The 19,381-nt window shown below is 67.3% G+C and carries 14 protein-coding genes and 1 tRNA gene; 8 read left to right on the plus strand and 7 right to left on the minus strand.

The genetic code is table 11. The features are described from left to right. Window positions 1–3: 3 nt before the first annotated feature. From C8J25_RS09040 to C8J25_RS09050, 3 genes are read right to left on the minus strand one after another with little or no spacing between them, the layout of a single operon-like run. Window positions 4–3,528 (minus strand): error-prone DNA polymerase, encoded by a 3,525-nt coding sequence (locus C8J25_RS09040; RefSeq protein WP_107954137.1) that lies wholly within the window; start codon window positions 3,526–3,528, stop codon window positions 4–6. Between the two features lie 7 nt (window positions 3,529–3,535). Beyond that, on the minus strand, window positions 3,536–5,005 hold the full coding sequence (locus C8J25_RS09045; RefSeq protein ID WP_244186960.1) for a Y-family DNA polymerase: 1,470 nt from the start codon (window positions 5,003–5,005) through the stop codon (window positions 3,536–3,538). Then, window positions 4,974–5,756, minus strand: coding sequence for an ImuA family protein (locus tag C8J25_RS09050; RefSeq protein ID WP_107954138.1), 783 nt, complete (start codon window positions 5,754–5,756; stop codon window positions 4,974–4,976). The genes C8J25_RS09045 and C8J25_RS09050 overlap by 32 nt, the downstream gene beginning before the upstream one ends. A 165-nt stretch (window positions 5,757–5,921) precedes the next feature. On the opposite strand from C8J25_RS09050, the gene C8J25_RS09055 reads away from it, so the two are divergent. The 7 genes from C8J25_RS09055 (at window position 5,922) to C8J25_RS09085 (ending at window position 13,990) form a co-directional block, all read left to right on the plus strand. Beyond that, a tRNA-Gly gene (locus tag C8J25_RS09055) sits at window positions 5,922–5,996 on the plus strand. Between the two features lie 119 nt (window positions 5,997–6,115). Beyond that, entirely contained in the window at window positions 6,116–8,323 is a 2,208-nt protein-coding gene (locus C8J25_RS09060; RefSeq protein WP_107954139.1) for a penicillin acylase family protein, read from the plus strand. Window positions 8,324–8,386: 63 nt separating this feature from the next. Continuing rightward, window positions 8,387–9,073, plus strand: coding sequence for an ABC transporter ATP-binding protein (locus C8J25_RS09065; protein ID WP_244186922.1), 687 nt, complete (start codon window positions 8,387–8,389; stop codon window positions 9,071–9,073). After that, on the plus strand, window positions 9,063–11,612 hold the full coding sequence (locus C8J25_RS09070; RefSeq protein ID WP_107954141.1) for an FtsX-like permease family protein: 2,550 nt from the start codon (window positions 9,063–9,065) through the stop codon (window positions 11,610–11,612). Before C8J25_RS09065 ends, C8J25_RS09070 begins: the two co-directional genes overlap by 11 nt. After that, on the plus strand, window positions 11,612–12,688 hold the full coding sequence (locus C8J25_RS09075; RefSeq protein ID WP_107954142.1) for a lipocalin-like domain-containing protein: 1,077 nt from the start codon (window positions 11,612–11,614) through the stop codon (window positions 12,686–12,688). Before C8J25_RS09070 ends, C8J25_RS09075 begins: the two co-directional genes overlap by 1 nt. Window positions 12,689–12,771: 83 nt before the next feature. Next, the gene (locus C8J25_RS09080) at window positions 12,772–13,656 is read left to right on the plus strand and encodes a type 1 glutamine amidotransferase (protein ID WP_107954143.1); all 885 of its coding nucleotides are present in this window, start codon (window positions 12,772–12,774) and stop codon (window positions 13,654–13,656) included. Window positions 13,657–13,684: 28 nt separating this feature from the next. Beyond that, on the plus strand, window positions 13,685–13,990 hold the full coding sequence (locus tag C8J25_RS09085; protein WP_107954144.1) for a hypothetical protein: 306 nt from the start codon (window positions 13,685–13,687) through the stop codon (window positions 13,988–13,990). 46 nt (window positions 13,991–14,036) lie between these two features. Here C8J25_RS09085 and C8J25_RS09090 read toward each other — a convergent pair whose 3' ends face one another. The 3 genes from C8J25_RS09090 to C8J25_RS09100 all read right to left on the minus strand — a co-directional run bounded on the left by C8J25_RS09090 (window position 14,037) and on the right by C8J25_RS09100 (window position 16,307). After that, a complete protein-coding gene (locus C8J25_RS09090; protein ID WP_107954145.1) occupies window positions 14,037–14,387 on the minus strand; it encodes a response regulator in 351 nt (116 codons plus the stop codon). A 91-nt stretch (window positions 14,388–14,478) separates the two neighbouring features. Beyond that, complete coding sequence (locus C8J25_RS09095; RefSeq protein WP_107954146.1) at window positions 14,479–14,811, minus strand: hypothetical protein; 333 nt, start codon at window positions 14,809–14,811, stop codon at window positions 14,479–14,481. Between the two features lie 14 nt (window positions 14,812–14,825). Then, window positions 14,826–16,307 (minus strand): PAS domain-containing protein, encoded by a 1,482-nt coding sequence (locus C8J25_RS09100; protein ID WP_244186924.1) that lies wholly within the window; start codon window positions 16,305–16,307, stop codon window positions 14,826–14,828. A gap of 208 nt (window positions 16,308–16,515) precedes the next feature. Here C8J25_RS09100 and C8J25_RS09105 point away from each other — a divergent pair, with 208 nt between their 5' ends. After that, a complete protein-coding gene (locus tag C8J25_RS09105) occupies window positions 16,516–16,872 on the plus strand; it encodes a hypothetical protein (RefSeq protein ID WP_107954147.1) in 357 nt (118 codons plus the stop codon). A 4-nt stretch (window positions 16,873–16,876) separates the two neighbouring features. On the opposite strand, the gene C8J25_RS09110 is transcribed toward C8J25_RS09105, so the two are convergent. Then, entirely contained in the window at window positions 16,877–19,294 is a 2,418-nt protein-coding gene (locus tag C8J25_RS09110; protein ID WP_107954148.1) for a bifunctional diguanylate cyclase/phosphodiesterase, read from the minus strand. Window positions 19,295–19,381 lie beyond the last annotated feature (87 nt).

Here is a 19,381-nt window from a genome sequence, read left to right on the forward strand (position 1 = left end):
GCATCAATGGAAGTCGCGCGATTTGGGTAGGACGCGGACGTCCCGGGGATGCTGGGCGCGCGGATGCTGGACACGGGGTGTCCGTCCGTCAGGGCCGCGTGGGAGGACGGGCCGGATCACCTCGTCCACGCGCGCGAGCGGCGGCTCCAGCGCTTGATCTTCCGACAACAGCCGCAGCATGTCGCTGCGATCCTGCACCCGCGACGTCATCAGGTGCCTGACGCCTTCCTCGCTGCGCTGGATCACGCCCTCCAGCACCATCAGCCGCGAGGCCATCACCGCGCGGCGGTTCGCCTCGAAATCGCGCGCCCACATCAGACCGTTGGTGATCCCGGTCTCGTCCTCGATCGTCACGAAGATCGCATTGCCCTTGCCTGGCCGTTGGCGGACCAAAACCACCCCGGCGACCTTAGCGCGCCGCCCATCCTTGGTCGCGTTGGCCTGCGCGCTCGACAGGATCCCCTCGGCGGCAAAGCGTTCGCGGAGGAACTGCATCGGATGCGCCTTCAACGACAGCCGCGTCGTCTGGTAATCCGCCGCGACCTGTTCGGACAGCGGCATCGCCGGCAGGTGCGCGTCGGGCTCCGCGCCAAGCTCGGGCACATCGGCGGCAGCAAATAACGAGAGTTGTTTGGGTGGCGTCCGACGCACATCCCACAAAGCCTCACGCCGTTCCTTCGCTACCGACCGGAACGCATCCGCATCGGCCAGCAGGTTCATAGCCCGCTGCGGCAAATTGGCGCGCCGCGCGAGGTCCTCGATGCTAGCGAACGGCGTGGTCCGAACGCGAACGATCTCGTCGGCCCAATCCTTCCGAAACCCATCCACCTGCCGAAACCCGAGCCGCACATCCTCCCCGGCACGGGGAGGGGGACCATCCGCAGGATGGTGGAGGGGGGCCGCCGCAGACGTCCCGCTTGGAAGAGTGGCAGCCTCATCAGCGCCGCCAGTAACAAGGGCATCCGCAAGCGATACGTCCGCGGAAGCCCCCCTCCACCCCGCTTCGCGCGGTCCCCCTCCCCGTGCCGGGGAGGATAAGCTGTTATCCCACCCGCTCGCATTCACATCGACCGGCAGCACGCACACCCCGTGCTCGACCGCATCGCGCACCAGCTGCGCCGGCGCATAAAACCCCATCGGCTGCGAATTGAGCAACGCGCAACAGAACACCGCCGGATGGAAGCATTTGATCCACGACGACACATACACCAGCCGCGCAAACGACAGCGCATGGCTCTCGGGAAACCCGTAAGACCCGAACCCCTCGATCTGCTTGAAACAGCGTTCGGCGAACTCTGCCTCATACCCACGAGCGACCATGCCGCCGATCAGCTTGGCCTGGAAATTGTTCATCCCTCCGACCTTGCGGAACGTCGCCATGGACTTGCGCAATTCGTTGGCCTCGTCGGGGGTGAACTTTGCCGCGACGATCGCCAGCTTCATCGCCTGTTCCTGGAACAACGGCACGCCGTATGTTTCGCCAAGCAGCACTTCGAGTTCGTCGCTTCTGCCATGCTCGGGCGATGGCGAGGGATAGACCACCACCTCCTTTTTGGCTCGCCGCCGCAGATACGGATGCACCATGTCGCCTTCGATCGGGCCGGGTCGAACGATTGCGACCTGCACCACCAGATCGTAGAGTTTGCGGGGTCTCAGACGGGGCAGCATGTTGATCTGCGCCCGACTCTCGACTTGGAACACACCGATGCTGTCCCCATCGCACAGCATGTCATAAACCTTGGAATTCTCGTCGTTGGCGATCGTCTTCAGTTCATGATCGCCGAGCCCATGCTGTCGCATCAGGTCGAAGCTCTTGCGGATGCAGGTCAGCATGCCGAGCGCGAGAATGTCGACCTTCATCAGGCCGAGGCAATCGATATCGTCCTTGTCCCATTCGATAAACGTACGATCCTCCATCGCGCCATTATGGATCGGCACGATCTCGTCGAGCCGACCCTGCGTCAGTACGAAGCCGCCAACATGCTGCGACAGATGACGTGGAAATTCGAGCAGCCGTTCGACCATGTCCTGCAACCTAGCGATTTCCGGATTGGCGACATCGAACCCCGTTTCGGCAAAGCGCCGTTCCGGAAAACGGTTCGAAAAACTGCCCCACACCGTACTCGTCAACCGCTGCGTGACGTCCTCGGTGAAGCCCAGCGCCTTGCCGACCTCGCGCACGGTGCTGCGCGAGCGGAAGTGGATGACGGTCGCCGCGATCGCCGCACGCTCCCGACCGTAGCGCCCGTAGATATACTGCATCACTTCTTCGCGCCGCTCATGCTCGAAGTCGACGTCGATATCGGGCGGCTCGCTCCGTTCGGCCGAGACGAAGCGCGAGAACAGCAGATCGTGCTTCATCGGATCCACCGACGTGACGCCGAGCACGTAGCAGACCACCGAGTTGGCGGCCGATCCGCGCCCTTGGCACAGGATCGGCGGATCGGCGCTGCGTGCGAACCGGACGATGTCGTGGACCGTCAGGAAATAATAGGCGTATTCCTGCTGCCGAATCAGCGCGAACTCGTCGCGCAGCGATGCCAGCAGCTTGTCCGGCACATAGCCGTCATATTGGTCGATCGCGGATTGCCAGGCGAGATGCTCCAGCCATCCCTGAGGGTCCCAGCCTGCGGGGACGGGCTCATGCGGATATTCGTATTTGAGTTCGTCGAGCGTGAAGTCGATCCGCGCGAGCAGCTTTGCCGTCTCGGCGATCGCGTGCGGCCGGTCGCGGTAAAGATGCGCGATATCGTCCGCATCCTTTAGATGGCGTTCGCCATTGGCACCTAGCCGTTTGCCGGCTCGCTGAATCGTCGTGCCCTCGCGAATGCAGGTGACGATGTCGTGAAGCGAGCGATCGTCGGCGACCGCATAACGCACGTCGTTCGTCGCCAGGATCGGCACGCGCGCTTTGACGGCGATCCGGGCAAGCCGGGTCTGGCGTCGCCGATCGCGACCGCCATGCGGCATCGTAACCCCAAGCCACACCGATCGCCGCGCAAGCGGACGAAGCGCGGCAAGCGTAGCCTCGAGACTGGCATCGTTGCGGACGGGAAGCACGAAATCCTTGTGCGCGACCGCCGGTCGCGCGGTGCACTCGGGCATGACGATCAACACGATTTCGCCGAGATGCGCGACCAGATCGTCGAAGCCAAGGATGCAGCCGCCTTTCTCTGCCCGCCGGTTGCCGAGCGTCAGCAACCGCGTCAGCCGTCCCCATCCGGCCCGGGTTGCGGGATAGGCGATGATGTCCGGCGTACCGTCGGCGAATACGAGACGCGCGCCGACCACCAGCTTGAAATCGAACGGCGGCAGCTTCGCACCGAGCTGGCCTCGTTTTGCGCGTTCCAGGGCATCATAGGCGCGGACCACGCCGGCAACCGTATTGCGATCGGCGATGCCGATACCGGCCAGCTTCAATTCGATCGCGCGGCCGACGATATCGCTCGGATGGCTGGCGCCGTCGAGGAACGAGTAATTCGTCGCAGCGACAAGTTCCGCGAACGCTGGCGCGGCTCGCTCGTTCATCCGATCCTCACGCGAAGACGCCGTGGAGGTACCAGCGCGGCGCCTCCATCTCGGAATACAGGCCGTGGCGGAAGATCCAGAAGCGGCGGCCGCGACGGTCTTCGATGCGGTAGTAATCGCGCGTCGGAATGTCCTGGCGTCGCCACCATTCGCCGGCGATCCGCTCCGGGCCCTCGCTATGCGCCACGTCATGCACGGTGCGGCGCCAGCGGAAGCGGTGCGGCGGGCCGTCGGGAACCTCGGCCATCATCGACTCGATCGGTTGCGGCGGATCGAACAGGTAGATCGGGCGGAGCGGCGGTTCGCCCGTTTCCGGCGCAGTCCAGGGCGTCGGGGCGGGCGCCTCGGCAGCCGGCAGCATCAGCTCGGCCTGCTCGGGGATATGGCTGTCACGTGCCGAGAACCGGCGCACCCGCGTTCGCCCCAGTCGCGTGCCAAGCTGGTCGACGAGTTGCGCGACCTCACCCTTCTGAGCCTCGCCGCCCTCCAGCTTCAACTGCGACGCATCGAGCTTCTCCGCTAACGCAACATCGAGGCGGACGAGATCATAGCCGAACCCCGGATCAAGCGGGTCGGCGAGGCTGTCGATCCGCTCGCGGAACAGCCGCATCAACAGCGCCACGTCGCGCGTCGGCTGGCCGGTCTCGATCCGCAGCCGCTGGACGAGGCCGTCCGCACGGAAGAGGCGCGCCTCCCACCTTCGTCCACCTTCGTGGCGGTCGGCAAGCTGCACCGCCGCTTCCGTGGCGAGCTCGGCGAGCATCTCCAGTGCGTATTCGGTACGCGCGATCGGTTCGGCGAAGCGGCGCTCGACACCGATCTTCGGCACAGTGCGGCGCGCGACGATCGGCCCCTTCACCGAACCGTCGAGCCGGCGGATCATCATCGCCGCCTCCTCGCCGAACCGCGCCGCGATGGTCGCCAAGGGCCGCGCCATCACGTCGCCGACGGTCTTCAACCCCGCGCGTGACAGGGCAGTCGTCGCATCCTCGTCGAGGCCCAGCGCCGCCACCGGCAACCGCTTCACCGCACGCTTTTCATCCGGAGCCGGCGCCCCCGCATACCGCGCCAACGCGCGCGCCGTATCGGGGGTGTCGCCGAACGCATGACGCACGAGCAGCCCGCGCCGCGCGAGGCGTTCTTCCAGATCGGCGGCAAGGCGCCGCTCGCCCTCGAACTCGTGTACGCACCCGGCAATATCGAGGATCAGCCCGTCGGGTTCGTCGAGCGCCACCGACGGCGTGTACCGCTGGCACCCGTCCGCGAGCCGCTCGAGCCATTCGTGATCGGCATGCGCGTCATGCTCGTACACTTCCAGTTCCGGAACCTGTGCCCGCGCATCCGCCAGCGTCAGCCCCGGTTGGAGTCCGGCTCGCACCGCCTCGCGGTCGAGCGCCTTCAATCGCACCCCACCCGAGACCGTCTCGACGAACGCGATCGGCGTCTCAGCCCGTCCGACGAACAAATGCGGCCGCATCGTCCGCAGCCGCTCGATCGGCAGCCACGGGAACACCAGCGCCAGGTAGCGCCGCGGAATCACCAGAGGCGAAGGCGGTTTGGTCGAAGATGTGCGCGTCACGGTCCCACTCCACACGCCAGCGAAGCCCGGCCTGGCCTCCGCGTCGACGCAGCAATTCGATGTCGAAGGCAGGTTTGCCCGGTGCGTCGGCTTCCAGCGGTCGCGAGCAACACGCCGCGACCTGCCAGCGCGACGCGGCCGCGCTCGGAACCGGCTCGGCACCGATGCGCAGGCTGAGGATCGTCACGCCCGAGGCTTCGGCCGCCAACATCAGCCGCCGCGTCGCGGTCAGGTCGATCTTCGGCGCACGACCCCAAGACTCGATCAAAAGCGTGCCGAGCCCGTGGCACCGCGCGGCATCGGCGGCCGCACGCAGCAAGCTCGCCTCGTCCTCGACAAGCCCCAACACCAGCGACGTCACGTCGAGCCCCATCTCGACCAGCCCGGTCGCGTGCAGCCGCCCGCCCTGCCGCTCGCTCGCCTCGGTGCGCAGCCACATCACCGGCGCCGCCTTTGCCGCCAACACCGAAGCGATCGCGAACCCCGCGCCACTCGCCGAATCGTCGACCGTCGCGAAAATCTCGTGGAGTTGCGCCTTCGCCATCCCATGCGTCAGCCACGCATCGTCCGCACGGCCATCGCCCTGAGTCGGCATCCCCGTCGTGGCAATCCGCTTCAGGCGGGCTATCAAGGCAAGCGACTCGTTCACAATTGTTCTTGTAATGTTCTAGTGCAGGAGTCGCCAAGCGGAATCTCGTTTGCGTCGAATTTCACGCGAAAGTTGAAAAGGCGCTTGCCGTCCCGGAAACACCGGGCTAACAGCGCGCCTCACCCAGTCACCGTGTCGCTTTCGACCGGAGACATAGGCGCCAGAGCGGGCGTAGCTCAGGGGTAGAGCACAACCTTGCCAAGGTTGGGGTCGAGGGTTCGAATCCCTTCGCCCGCTCCAGTTTTCCTAGGAAAACAGCGGTCCAGCGCGAGGCGATATAGCCTCGGCATTGCGATCCAGCATATCAACCATTACCAGTACGCATGGCATTTCCCGTGCGTTCGCCTTACGCTCGGCGCATGGCAATCCTTCGGCACGCGCGTCACCTGTTGATCCTGTCGGCCCTGCTGCTGGCCGCCCCCTCCTCGGCCACCCCCGTTTCGGCCTCCCCCGACATGCAGCGGTGGCAGGCGCAGGCCAAGCGCGTGACGATCACCCGCGACGACTGGGGCATCCCGCATATCAAGGGTCGGTCGGATGCCGATGCGGTGTTCGGGATGATCTATGCGCAGGCGGAGGACGATTTCCCGCGGATCGAGGCGAATTACCTGACCGCGCTCGGCCGGACCGCGGAGGCGGCCGGCGCTGACGTGGGAGAGGACGCGGTCTGGGCGGATCTTCGCCAGCGGCTGTTCGTCGATCCGACCACGCTGAAGGCGGACTATGCCGCGAGCCCGACATGGTTGCGCACGCTGATGCAGGCCTGGGCGGACGGTCTGAACTATTATCTCGCGACGCACCCGCAGACAAAGCCTCGCGTGCTGACCCGGTTCGAGCCGTGGATGGCGCTCAGCTTCACCGAAGGCAGCATCGGCGGCGATATCGAGCGGATCTCGCTCAGCGACCTGAAGACCTTCTACGGCCAGCCTACCCCGCCGACGCCGGAGGAACTCGGGATGATCCCGCGCGAACCGTCGGGGTCCAACGGCATCGCCATCGCGCCCAGGCTGACCGCGAACGGCCGCGCGCTGCTGCTCATCAATCCGCACACCAGCTTCTATTTCCGTTCCGAGGCGCAGATGACCAGCGACCAAGGGCTGAACGCATATGGCGCCAGCACCTGGGGCCAGTTCTTCGTCTACCAGGGCTTCAATCCGAAGGCCGGGTGGATGCACACCTCGGCGACGGTCGACAACGTCGACGAGTTCGCCGAGCGGATCACGCGGCGTGGCGGCGGCTATGCCTATCGCTACGGAACGGCCAGCCGGCCAGTCGTCGCACGCACCGTTACGCTGCACGTCCGCCAACTCGACGGGACGATGGCCGAGCGCCGCTTCACCACCTACCGCACGCATCACGGCCCGATCGTCGCCACCAAGGCCGGCAAATGGATCGCCACCGCGCTGATGTGGCGCCCGGTGCCCGCGCTCGAGCAAAGCTACCTTCGGACCAAGGCGACCGATCTCGCGGGCTACATGAAGGTCGCGGCGTTGAAGGCGAATTCGTCGAACGACACGCTGTTCGCGGACAGCAAAGGCGAGATCGCATTCCTGATGCCGCAGTTCATGCCGATCCGTGACGATCGCTTCGACTATACCCGCCCGGTCGACGGCAGCGCCCCCGCGACCGACTGGCATGGCCTGCATACGCTTCCCAGCCTGCCGAGCGTGCTCAACCCGCGCATAGGGTGGGCGCACAACACCAACGACTGGCCGTGGAGCGCGGCGGGCCCCGACAGTCCCAAGGCGGCGGACTATCCGCGCTACATGGACCAGGTCGGCGGCAATGCGCGCGGCGTCCATGCCGACCTGTTGCTGACGGGGAAGACCGGCTGGACACCCGACACGCTGCGGGCGGCCGCGTTCGATCCCTATCTCCCCGCCTTTGCGCGGCTGCTGCCCGGACTGGTCGCGGCATGGGACGCACTTCCCGCGGGCGATCCGCGTCGCGCCGCGCTTGCCGCACCGATCGCGCTGCTCAAGCGCTGGGACCACCGCTGGGCTTATGATTCCACCGCGACCAGTCTCGCGGTCTTCTGGGGCGACCAATTGTGGCGCGAGGTCGGCAGCTTCGCGCAGGCGGAGAGGCTGAACGTGCCCGACTATATCGCCACGCGCGTTGGCCCTGATACGAAGCTCGCCGCGCTGAGCACGGCCGTCACTCGGCTCAAGCAGGATTTCGGCGACTGGCGGACGCCGTGGAAGGACATCAACCGCTTCCAGCGGCTTGACGATTCGATCGCGCCGCATTTCGACGATGCCCGCGCCTCGACCCCGGTGCCGTTCACCTCGGCGCAGTGGGGCAGCCTCGCATCGTTCGGCGCGAAACCGTGGCCGGGGACGAAGCGCTATTACGGCAGCAGCGGCAACAGCTTCGTCGCGGTGGTCGAGTTCGGCGCGCGGGTGAAGGCGATGGCGGTCATGGCCGGCGGCCAGAGCGGCGACGTTCGATCGCCGCATTTCGCCGATCAGATAGCGCGCTATGCCGAGGGACGGTTGCGGCCGGTCTATTTCCATCCCGACGAACTGGCGGGGCACGTCGAACGAACCTATCGACCGGGTTACTGATCTACCGCATATCCAGCGATGTCGGTGCTTGCGGCGCCACCCAGGCTATTGCACGGACTTGATATGCCTGACGCCCCTCCCCTTCTCGCGGTCCGTGCGCTCGGTAAGTCGGTACCGGGGCCGCGGCGGCTGTTCCGGCATCTCGATCTGGAGGTCGGCGCGGGCGAACTGGTCGCGATCATCGGCGAATCCGGGGTCGGCAAATCGACGCTGCTCAATATCCTCGCCGGGCTGGACGAGGCGGACGAGGGCAGCGTGGCGATCGACGGCATCGACCTCAGCACGCTCGACGAGACCGCGCGGACCCGGTTGCGGCGCGAGCGGATCGGCTTCGTGTTCCAGGCCTTCCACATCCTTCCCTATCTGACGCTGCGCCAGAACGTCGCGCTACCGCTGGCGCTCGTCTCGCCGGACTACGTCGCGGCTTCGACGCGCGCCGAGGAGATGCTCGAAGCGGTCGGCCTGGACGGTCGCGGCGACGGATATGCGCGCGACCTGTCGGGGGGCGAGTTGCAGCGCGTGGCGATCGCCCGGGCGCTCGTCCACCGCCCCGCGCTGATCCTCGCGGACGAGCCGACCGGCAACCTCGATCCCGAGACCGCGGCGCGCGTGCTGTCGCTGTTCGCCGATGCGGTGCGCGGCAATGGCGCGGCCGGCGTGATGGTGACTCATTCGGACGCGAGCGCGGCGATCGCCGACCGCGTGCTGACGCTGGGCGCCGAGGGACTGGTGGAGCGGCGTGGCGCCTGAGCATGGTCTGAAGTCGGGGTCCGGGCTCTGGTCGGGACGGCTCGGACTCGGCTGGCTGATCGCGGGCGAGTGGCGGTTCCACCCTGCCCGCTTCCTGTTGACGGCGGTCGCGATCGCAGTTGGCGTTGCGCTCGGCTTTGCGGTGCATCTCGTCAACGGATCGGCGCTGGCGTCGTTCGACGGCGCGATGCGCGGCGTCAGCGGGGCCGCCGAACTGTCGGTCCGCGCGACCAGCCCGCTCGGCTTCGACGAACGCCTCTATCCCCGTGTCGCGCGGGCCGATGGCGTCGGCGATGCCAGCCCGGTGCTGCGCCTCGATGCGCGGATCGGCAAGGCGCGGCTGACGCTGTTGGGTGTCGACGTGATCCGTGCCGCCACGGTGACGCCGTCGCTGATCGGCATCCGCCCGCGTGGTCCCGATACCGGCAACGATACGGCGTTCGACGAGTCCGCGCTGTTCCTGTCACGCGCGGCGCTGACCCAAGTCGGTGCGAAGATCGGCACGCGATTGGTTGTCGTCGCCAATGGCCGGTCGGTGCCGTTGCGGGTGGCGGGCACGCTGCCGGCGACGGACGAATCGACCGCGGTCGGGGTCATGGATATCGCCGCGGCGCAGTGGCGGTTCGGGCGTCTCGGGCGGATCGATCGTCTCGACCTCGCGCTGTCGGATCGCTCAATCGCGGAGCCGGCGTTGCGCGCGATCCTGCCCGCGGACGCTATCCTGTCGACCGCCGAAACGCAGAACGCGCAGGGCGATGCCCTGTCGCGCGCGTACCGTGTCAATCTCGACATGCTGGCGCTGGTCGCGCTGCTGACCGGCGGTTTCCTCGTCTATTCGGCGCAGTCGCTATCGGTGGTGCGGCGGCAACGTGCGTTCGCTCTGCTCCGGACATTGGGCATGCCGCGCGCCGGGATCATCGCCGCGGTCGTGATCGAGGGGCTTGCGATCGGACTGGTCGGCGCGGCGGCGGGATTGGCGGCAGGGTACGGCCTGGCATGGGCGGCACTCCACTGGTTCGGCGGCGACCTCGGTGCGGGCTATTTCGGCTGCAGCACCGGGCGCGTCGTGATCCAGCCCGGTGCCGCGATCGGGTTCTTCGCGCTCGGCCTGCTCGCGGCGATCCTCGGCAGCGCGTTGCCCGCGCGCGTCGCGGCACGGGCTGCGCCTGCCGCAGCGCTCAAGAACGCGGGCGACGTGCTCGATCCGAGGCGACCGGTCGCGTGGTGGCCCGCCGCCGTGCTGCTGGTCGCGGGGGGCGCCGCGTCGCTGTTGCCCGCGATCGCCGGACTACCGCTGTTCGGTTTCCTGGGAATGGCGCTGATGCTCGCGGGCGGCGTCGCGGGGGTGCCGTGGTTCGCGCGCACGCTGCTGACCCCGCTGGCAAGGCGGACGCGAGGCAGCGTGCCCGGCCTGCTCGCGGTCCGTCACCTTCACGGCGCGCCGGGCGAAGCGGCGACGGCGCTATGCGGGATCGTTGCCTCGACCGCGCTGATGATCGCGATGGCGACGATGGTGACCAGCTTCCGCGGCGCGGTCGACGAGTGGCTCAACCAGGTGCTCGGCGCGGACCTGTATCTGCGCACCACCGGCGGCGCGACGTTCGATCCGGCGACCCGCACGCGTATCGCAGGCACGCCGGGTATCGCCCGCCTCGCCTTCAGTCGCCAGATTCCGCTGACCATCGCCGCGGATCGCCCACCGGTCAGCCTGATCGCGCGACCCGAGCGCGGTGGCCGCGATCCGTTGCTGGTGCTGATCGATCGCGGGCCGCCAGTGCAGAAGAACGACGCGCTGCCGATCTGGGTCTCGGAGCCCGCACACCGCCTGTACGGCTGGGATCCAGGCGAGCGCATCACGCTGCCGATCGCCGGCCGCACGCAGTTCACGGTCGCGGGCATATGGCGTGACTATGGACGCCAGGCGGGCGCGGTGCTGATCGACGAGGGCGACTACCAGCGCCTGACGGGCGACGATCGCCGCGACGAGATTTCCGCGACGATCCTGCCCGGTGCGGATCCGGCGAAGGTCGCGCGCGCGATGACCGATCGCCTGCCCGCCGACCTGCGTCCCCAGGTCGAGGCCGGCCAGCCGGCGACGCTGCGGAAACTCGCGCTGACGCTGTTCGATCGCAGTTTCGCGGTCACCTATCTGCTGGAGGCGGTGGCGATCCTGGTCGGGCTGGCGGGCGTGGCGGCGACGATGTCGGCGCAGACGATCGCGCGCGAACGCGAGTTCGGGATGTTGCGACATCTCGGCCTCACCCGCGGCCAGCTCACCAGGATGCTCGCCACCGAGGGTGCGATCGTCGGGCTCACCGGCGCGCTCGCGGGGATCGGGCTCGGGCTGGTCCTGTCGCAGGTGCTGATCCACGTCATCAACCCGCAGTCGTTCAACTGGACGATGACCACCCGCATCCCGGTCGACACGCTGATCGGCGTCGCGACCGCGCTGACGGGCGCGGCGGCGGCGACCGCGATGCTGGCGGGGCGGCGCGCGACGGCGAAGAGCGCGGTACAGTCGGTGCGGGAGGATTGGTGATGCTGCGACCTTGGGCCCTGCTCGGCTGGATCGCCGCGATCGGTGTCGCCGCGCCAGCCGCCACGCCGCCCGCCCCTTATCCGGTCGTGCGGCCGGGGATCACGCTTCGGTTCCCCGCGGATCACGGCGCGCACCCGGCGTTTCGTACCGAATGGTGGTACGTCACCGGCTGGCTGCGGACCGAGGATGGCAAGGATCTCGGTTTCCAGGTGACGTTCTTCCGCACGCGCCCGCCGGTCGATCCGCGCAACCCGAGCCGGTTCGCCGCACGCCAGGTCCTGTTCGCGCACGCCGCGCTGTCCGATCCGACCACGGGCAAGCTGCTCCACGGCGAGCAGGCGGCACGCGAAGGCTTCGGTCTCGCGCAGGCGCGCACCGGCGATGCCGACGTCGCGATCCGCGACTGGCGATTGCGCCGCGCGGGGAATGGCCGCTGGACGACGCGCGTCGATGCGGACGGCTTCGGCCTCGCGCTCGATTTCCAGCCGACCCAGCCTCCTCTGGCGCAGGGCATTGGAGGCTATAGCCGCAAGGGACCGCGCCCCGAGGAAGCGAGCTATTATTACTCGGTGCCGCATCTCCGCGTGACCGGCCGCGTCCGCAGAGGTGGCGGAACGATCGCGGTGACCGGCGAGGCGTGGCTCGATCGCGAATGGTCGTCCAACTACCTCGCCCCCGCCGCGCAAGGCTGGGACTGGACCGGGCTCAATTTCGACGACGGCTCCGCGCTGATGGCGTTCCGCATCCGGCGCAAGGGCGGCGGCACGGTCTGGACAGGCGGCTCGCTCCGTCGCGCCGATGGCAGCATGACGGTGTTCGGCCCCAACGACGTCGCCTTCCGCCCGCTCGCGACATGGCGGAGCAAGGCGACCGGCGCGCTCTACCCCGTCTCGCAGGAACTGAGCGTTCGCATCGCCGGCGGCGTCCAGCGCTGGCGCCTCGTACCGATGTTCGCTGCGCAGGAGCTCGACGCCCGCCGCAGCGGCCTGCCGGTCTATTGGGAGGGCGCGGTCCGCACCCGTGGCGGTCGCGGCTATCTCGAACTCACCGGCTACGAGCGCGCGCTGGAGATGTGAGCGCGCAAAATTTGCGGCGGCGGCGGACGAAATCCGCGCCAGCGCGTTGAGGTCGCTCGAACCGAAACGGGAGAGGACCGGGTTTGCCGCATTTTCTGGTTGCCGAAAGCGAGACCGCGGACGAACGCGAGGCACGTCGTCGCCACGCCGGCAAAAGCTCGGGCGAAACCTACGCGTCGACGCTTCGTCAGCTCCGTCCCGATGCCGAGATCACGATCGTCGCACCCGCCGACAACGATGCGCAGGTCTACAAGGCCAGCGCCCTGGGCCTGTTCGAGGCGGTGTTCATCACCGGATCGCCGCTCCACGTCTATGATGACAGCCCGGAGGTCCGACGCCAGCTGACCTTCATGCGATCGGTATTCGCATCGGGCACGCCGTCGTTCGGATCCTGTGCCGGGCTGCAGCTCGCGGTCGCCGCCGCCGGTGGCAAGGTCCGCAAGATGCCACAGCGGATGGAGGCCGGGATCGCTCGCCGCATCACGCCGACCGACGCCGGCCGCGATCATCCGCTGCTCGCCGGCCGCGCTGCCAGCTGGGACGCCCCCGCGATCCACGGCGACGAGGTCGAGACGCTTCCCGCAGACGCGACCCTGCTCGCGAGCAACGCCGTCACGACGATCCAAGCCGCCGAGATCCGTCACGACGGCGGGACGTTCTGGGGCGTGCAATATCATCCCGAACTCGCGCTCGGCGAGATCGCGGTGGCGTTGCGGCGCCAGGCCGAGGACATCGTCGAAGCCGGGCTCGCGGAGACGACCGGCGACGTCGAGCACCGCGCGGACCAGCTCGATACGCTCCACCACGACCCCGATCGCCGCTCGCTGCTATGGGCGCTCGGCGTCGACCGCGAGTTCGCCGACGAGGCGCGCCGCCGCACCGAACTGACCAACTTTCTCGATCACCTCGCGGACATCGACGCTAGCGATCGCGCACACGCCGCATCGCCCGATCTGTGTCCCGCCTGACCTTTTGACCCGCAACAAGGAGCGACCAATGTCCACCACCCTCAAGGCTAAGTTCGATACCCGCCGCGAAGCCGAGATGACCGTCGAGCGCCTGGTCCAGGAGCAGGGCATCGAGCGGACCGACATCTTCATCACCACCGACGGCGCAGACAACAGCGTCGGAGACGAGAAGGCCGGTTCGGATACCGAAGGCAAGGACCCGACGCCGGAGTCGCGTGACGATGCCGCCCTTGAAGGCAAGATCGTCGTCTCCGTTGACATCGCGGACGATGCGCGCGCCGCCGAGGTGAAGGCCGCGTTCATGGAATTCGACGCGAGCGATATCCAGGGCTGATAGCCGATCGAGGTACGGCGCTCACCACGCCGTACCTCGCCGCCGCTCAGTGCGGGGCAAGTCTCCGGAACGTCTCTATAACCGAAGATTCGCTGATCGGCTTGTCGAGTATCGCAGCCGGCGGATCGCACGGCACGCATGCCTCGGGCGTTCCGGTAATGAACATGACGGGGATGTCGCCGTGTGCCGCGATGATCCGCTGCACCGCCAGTGGACCAGTACCCTCACGCAGCCGGACGTCTGACACGATCATGTCCGGGATGCGCGCGCCCGCGGCGAAGACCGCATCGGTCTCGCAATCGGCCTGGTCATAGGAGGTGGCGCCAGCCTGCGCGATCAGGCTGATGATATGGTCCGCGATCAGCCAGTCGTCTTCGATTACAAGCACGTGGCACATCTGCGTTTCCCGTAAAACCAGTGCCTCTCAACGCGCTGGGTCTGGGTCGGGTCCGGCGTGGACGCAATTTATGGTTAAATAGGTTACTCGGTTACGCGGCGTCATCCACCGTCGCAAACCAGTCCGCATAGGGCGTCGTGCGCGCCATGTGCCGATTGAGATCGGGTGCGCCGTCGGTCCACCATACCGGCCCGCGCTCGCCCAGACCGTGCTTGGCCGCATCCACGGCGGCCCGCGCAGCCGCCTCTGCTGCGCCATCGCCATCCCGCTTCGCCGCGGCCACGCCTCGCCGGCCGTCCATCAACGCCGCAACCAGTCGCACGCGGTCGTCTTCGTCCAGGCCGGGGTTCGCGGTCCGCCAAAGCCGTCCGCGCACCACGATATAGCGTCCGTCGGGAGTCGTCAGCGGGGGCGGTTTCGGCATCGACGCGAGCGAGCCTAGAGCGGCGCGTCGATCGTGAAGACGACGCCGGTGTCGCGATACTCGATCCGGGCGGTGCCGCGCATATGCTGCGCGAGCACGCGTTCGATCATCCGCGATCCGAAGCCCGTACGCGTCGGCGTGGTGACCACCGGGCCGCCGGTCTCTTCCCACATGAAGGCCAGCCGGCGTCCGCCTTCACCGATGCCGACGCTCCATGAAATCGTGACATGCCCGCCCGCGACGTGGAGCGCGCCATATTTGGCGGCGTTGGTCGCCAGTTCGTGAAGCGCCATCGACAAGGCGAGCGTCACGCGCGGCTCGAGCCGGACATGCGGCCCCTCGACCGAGAACAGGCGACCGCCGCCATCGTCGAACGGCGCCATCACCCCGGTCACGATATCCGCGATCGTCGCACCCTCTACCTCGTCGCGCAGCAACAGGTCGTGCGCGACCGCCAGCGATCCAATCCGCGCACCGATCGTGTCGCGCGCCTCGGACATCGAGGCTGCATCGCGCAACGTCTGGTTGACGATCGCGCTGACCGTCGCGAGCGTGTTCTTCACCCGGTGCGTCAACTCCCCCGCCAGCAGGGCGCGGTGTTCCTCGGTCCGCTTGCGCTCGGTGATGTCGGTCGAGAATCCGGTCATCGACAGCGCCGTCCCATCCGCGCGCGTCAGCAGTTCGCCGCGGATCGCGACCCAGCGAACCTCGGCCGTCGGCGTCACGATGCGGTATTCGATGTCGTAGTCGCAACCCGTCGCGATCGTCTCCTGGATCGCTTCGACCACGCGCGCGCGATCCTCCGGATGGATCGTTTCGAGGAACTCGGGATAACCGAACGCCGCGCCCGGATCATAGCCGAAGACGATCTTGCAGCCATCCGATGCGTCGAGATGCTGGCTGGCGGGATCGAAGGTCCACGCGCCCAGCCGCCCCGCCTTCAACGCGAATTGCAGCCGCGCGGCGCTGTCGGCGAGCCGAACCTGCGTCTCTGCGGCGGACGCCTCGAGTTCGCGCTGCTCGGCCTCCAGCAGCGCGAGCGTTTCGCGTTCGAGCGTCACGTCGTGCTGGGACGCGACGTAATAGCGCAGATGCCGGCTGCGATCGAACACCGGCGCGACCAGCAGCCGGTTCCAGAACGGCGTCCCGTCCTTGCGGTGGTTGAGCAGGTCGATCTCGATTCGCTCGGACCGCCCGATCGCATCCCGCAGCCGCGACACGTCCTCGGGACGCGTCTCCGGCCCTTGCAGGAACCGGCAATTCCGGCCGACCACCTCGTCGCGGGCATAGCCGGTCAGGCGCTCGAACGCCGCGTTCAGGTGAATGATCGGGTTGTCGGGAAGCGTCGGATCGCTGATCGCCATAGGCAGGATCGCTTCGTTGAACCCGACCACGAAAGGATCCGCCGCGTCGAGCGAACGGCCGAATGCCGCCAGGATCAGCGTATGATCGGCATCCTCGTCCCGCAAGGACGTCTGGTTCTTACTCTGTTCCAAGCAAGTATTTGCTACCTAAAGTCTGGCACGTCCACAATAGCATACCGTCGTTGTGCGGGGCATTTCGACTCCCGGGCAATATTTCGCGATGCGGGGGTGTGGCGTCCTCGCCCGTAGTCGCGCGCACAACCAGCGTTCAGTTTGATCCAGGTAAGGCCGCTCGTGCACCGATGGGGTGCGTGGCAGGAGAGCAATCGTAAAAAGTCTCATGTTCGTCGTCTTGGCGGTCGGCGCGGCCGGTGCCACGGCGCAGACCCCGCGACAGGATTATCCGAGCTGCAACCGGACCGAGCAGCACGCGATCGAGGGCGATCTCGGTGGATCGATCAAGGACCCGCGCCAGGCGCATATCTCGGTGCGCGCGAACATCCTCCAGGCGGATATCGGCACCGCGCGGAAAGCTCGCCGGATCACAGAGCGTCAAGGCACGCAACTCTGGCAGCGAGTCGACAGGGTCCGCCGCGCCACCGACCGCTTAATCGCCAAACAGGGCTTCCTGAGCGCGGCCGAGCGCGCCAGCTACGACCGCGAACTCGACGCGATCGCGCTGCGGATCTGCCGGTAAGCGGTCAGGCGGCGATCCGTGCGACAGCCGCCGGCTCGCCGCCTGTCGGGCTGGGGACCATGCCCACCGACACCGGCACGAGATTTTCGACCGCATCGGTGAACGGCACGACCGGTCGCCCGACCAGATAGCCCTGCACCGCGTCGCAGCCGATCGAGCGCAGCAATTCGAGCTGTTCGCGCGTCTCGACTCCCTCCGCATGCGTGAGGACGCCGAGTTCCTGGCCGATCGCGACGGTCGCGCGCAGCACCGCCATGCACCGCGCGTCGGAGCCCGCCTCGATCACGAAACTCCGGTCTATCTTGATCCGGTCGAACTGGAAATCGCGAAGATGCGCGAGCGACGACTGGCCGGTGCCGAAATCGTCGAGCGCGACCTTGATCCCGGTCCTGCGGATCCGCGCCAGCATTGCCGCGGTGCGCGCGGCATCGTCGATCAGCGCGGTCTCGGTGATCTCGACCTCGACCCGCTCCGCCGCGACACCGTGGACCATGATCGCCTGCGTCAGGTGGTGCAGCAGCGCGTCCGACTTCAGCTGTCCCGCCGACACGTTGATCGCGACATGCAGGTGCGACGACCAGCCCGCCAGCTGGCGGCACGCTTCCATGATCACCCACCGGCCGATTTCCTCGATCAGGCCGCAATCCTCGGCGATCGGGATGAAGGTATCGGGCGAGATCCAGCCACGCGTGGGGTGGTTCCAGCGGATCAGCGCCTCGTATCCCGTCGTGATGCCCGACGACAGCGCCACCACCGGCTGGAACGCGAGCGAGAAACCGCCATTCTGCACTGCCTCGTACAGGTCGTCGGTGATGTGCTGCCGTTCGACCAGGCGCTCGGCAAGGCCCGAGACATAGGGTTGCGCACGCCGGCGCCCGCGTCGCTTCGCCTCGTACAGCGCCATGTCGGCGCGTTTCATCAGTTCGTCGGGGGTCAGGTCGTTGGCGAACCCGGCGATGCCGATGCTGCACCCGGGCAGCAGCCGGCGTTCGTCGATGATCACCGGCGCGCTCAGCCGGACGACGATCGTGTCGGCCAGCGCGATCGCCGCGTCGCCAAGCTGCGTGGCAATGATCGCGATCTCGTCGCCGCCCATCCGCGCAACGAAGCTGTCGTCGGGCAGCAGGCTCGTCAGCTCGGCCGCGACATGGATCAGCAACGTATCGCCGACCGCATGGCCATACGCATCGTTGATCCGCTTGAAATCGTCGAGGTCGATCAACAGCAGCGAGAACGGCTTGCCCAGACCGATCCGCGCTTCCTTCTCCTCGCGCAGCGCACGGCGATTGCGCAGGCCGGTCAGCGGGTCGTGATAGGCGAGATGCGTGAGGTTATCGAGCGCACGGCGTTCGGCGCTGACGTCGTTGAACGTCAGCACGATGCCCTGTCGCGGGATCGACCGGCACTGCATCTGATAGGTGCGGCCATCCTCCATCTCGCACTCGCGATCGAAGTCGCTATCCATCTCGACCCAGCGCTTCATGCCACCACCGACCAACGCACGCTTCTCGGGCGGCCAGCTGCGGCACTCCGCGATGACGTCGAGGAACTGGTCGATCGTCAGGCCCGCGGCGATCGCGTCGACCGGCGTGTTGAACAGGTCGAGGAAGCGTCGGTTGAAATGACGCAGGCGGCCTTCGCGGTCGATGAACACCAGCCCGTCGGACATGCTCTCCATAACCGACTTCAGCGTCTGCGCCTCCTCCTCCCGCGTCGTCTTGAACCGCGCGAAGGTCAGCAGACTGCCGAGGCACGTAACCGACACGGCGAAGGTCATGCAGGCAGCGACCAGCCCCTGCGACAACACGCTGCCGGGCACCTCGTTGACGCTGCCGAGGACGAGGTCGCCCGACAGCGACAGGAAATGCGTGACGCAGATCGACAGCGCGAACACCAGGCACCCGATCGGCCGCGAGCGCGACCATCTGCGATTGATTTGCCACGACGACAGCAGCAGCGTCCCCATCACCAGCCCGGCGGCATTGGTCGGCCACGAAAAGACGTGGATGCAGTCGGTCATGCCGGTGATGCCGACCGCGTGCATGCACCAGATCCCAGCCCCCGCCGCACCCGCAGCGACGATCCGCCCCTTGTGCGACCGCAACCGCGTGATCGCGACGATCGGTACGCCGACGGTCAGGATCCCGACCAGCGCCGATACCGTCGTCACGAACGGGTCGTAGCGCAGCAGCAGGTCGGGCCGGTATGCGAGGATCGCGATGAAGTGCGTCGCCCACACCCCCAGCCCGGCGGCCAGTGCCAGCGCGCCGTGACGCCAGCCCAACGGCTCGCGCTGCGGGGCATTGGCCATGTCGGTGGTCAGCAGCGACACCGACCAGCTTGCGGTCAGGCAGATGCCGATCGCGACGACGACCAGATAGCCCGAATGCTGGAAATGAAGATTGAAGAGGGTTGGTAGCATGGTCGCTCGGTCGTTTTTTCCCGAGTGACACGAACACGTTAACGAAATCGCACGCCCGCCATTCTGCGCATCGAGGGATGTTGCTGC

Source organism: Sphingomonas faeni (assembly GCF_003053745.1).
Classification (GTDB): Bacteria; Pseudomonadota; Alphaproteobacteria; order Sphingomonadales; family Sphingomonadaceae; genus Sphingomonas; species Sphingomonas faeni.